This is a genomic window from Caballeronia choica, assembly GCF_001544535.1.
Taxonomy (GTDB): domain Bacteria; phylum Pseudomonadota; class Gammaproteobacteria; order Burkholderiales; family Burkholderiaceae; genus Caballeronia; species Caballeronia choica.
In genome coordinates this window covers 1-1,242 of the sequence record NZ_FCON02000477.1, presented here as the reverse complement: position 1 = coordinate 1,242, position 1,242 = coordinate 1, and the positions used below count along the sequence as shown (strand labels likewise).

Genomic DNA, 1,242 nt, shown 5'->3' with positions numbered 1-1,242 from the left:
AGCGGCGAATTCAACCGGTCGACGCAACACCCAACGTTTCCGCCAGCTTTTCAGCTGGGTTCATAAATTGCAATGTCTGCCGCGGCCTGCCGTTCAAGCGCTTGGCGATCTTGTTCAAGTCTGCTTGCGAGTAACCGTCGATGGGTACACCCTTGGGGAAGTACTGACGCAACAGCCCATTCGTGTTCTCATTGCTCCCTCTCTGCCAAGGGCTTCGAGGATCGCAGAAATACACCTGGACATCAGTGGCAATCGTAAGGGCCTTGTGGCTCGCCATCTCACTGCCGCGATCCCATGTGATCGATCGACGCAACTCCTGTGGCAGCTTTTTCACCTGTTTGATCAGCGCCGAAACCACACTCTCGGTGTCCTTACCCGCCACCTTTACCAGCACCACATAGCGCGAATGCCGCTCCACCAGCGTGGCAATGTAGGTATTGTTCGAGCCCGCCAGCAGATCGCCCTCCCAGTGTCCCGGCACGGCCCGGTCCTCCACCTGCGCAGGCCTTTCACTAATCGAAACCGCCCCGACGATGCCGCCCCTGTTTTGTCCGCTCGTCGATGCGTTCTTCGCATGGCGCATCGTCTGGTGCCTGCGCAGATGGGCCGTCAGTTCCTTTTTCAGCACGCCTCGGGCCTGAATGAACATGCTTCGATAAATCGTTTCGTGGGACAAGTGCATGTTCTCGCGTACTCGAAATCTGCGCTTGAGCCAGCCCGAAATTTGCGCAGGCGACCATTGTAAGCTCAGCTTGCTCGCCACCAACCGGCACAAGCGGGCATTGCTCGACAGGGCGCACAACTTCGGACGCAACGCGCGCTGCCAAGCGCCGGTATCGGCCTCGTGCGCCCGATACTGATCCAACCCGCCATTGCGCCCAATCTCACGGCTGACAGTCGAGACAGCACGTCCCAATCGCCGCGCAATCTCATTCATCGACAATTTTGCACTGAGCCCGCGAGAGATCTCTTCACGCTCCGAAAGCGCCAATACCCGACTGCTGCGGGTGCGCGCAGGCGGCGCAATCCCGCCTCGTTCGCCCACCACCCGATGAACCGAGCTGACATTGCGTTGCAACTCACGTGCGATCGCACTCAGTGACTCTCCCGCGCTCCATCGTTGCCAAATCTGCTGCCTGTCCTTGCTGTTCAACCACGGCTTTCTCTGTCGTTTCATTCGCGCTCAACCTCTAATCCCACATTGGAACAGAGGTGTTGCGTCGACCGGTTGAATTCGCCGCT

Annotated in this window: 1 protein-coding gene; it reads right to left on the bottom strand. The window is 58.6% G+C overall.

What is annotated here, in order from left to right; translation table 11 throughout:
- Nucleotides 1-10: 10 nt before the first annotated feature.
- A complete protein-coding gene (locus AWB68_RS45125) occupies nt 11-1,177 on the bottom strand; it encodes an IS30 family transposase (protein ID WP_087650475.1) in 1,167 nt (388 codons plus the stop codon).
- Nucleotides 1,178-1,242: the final 65 nt, after the last annotated feature.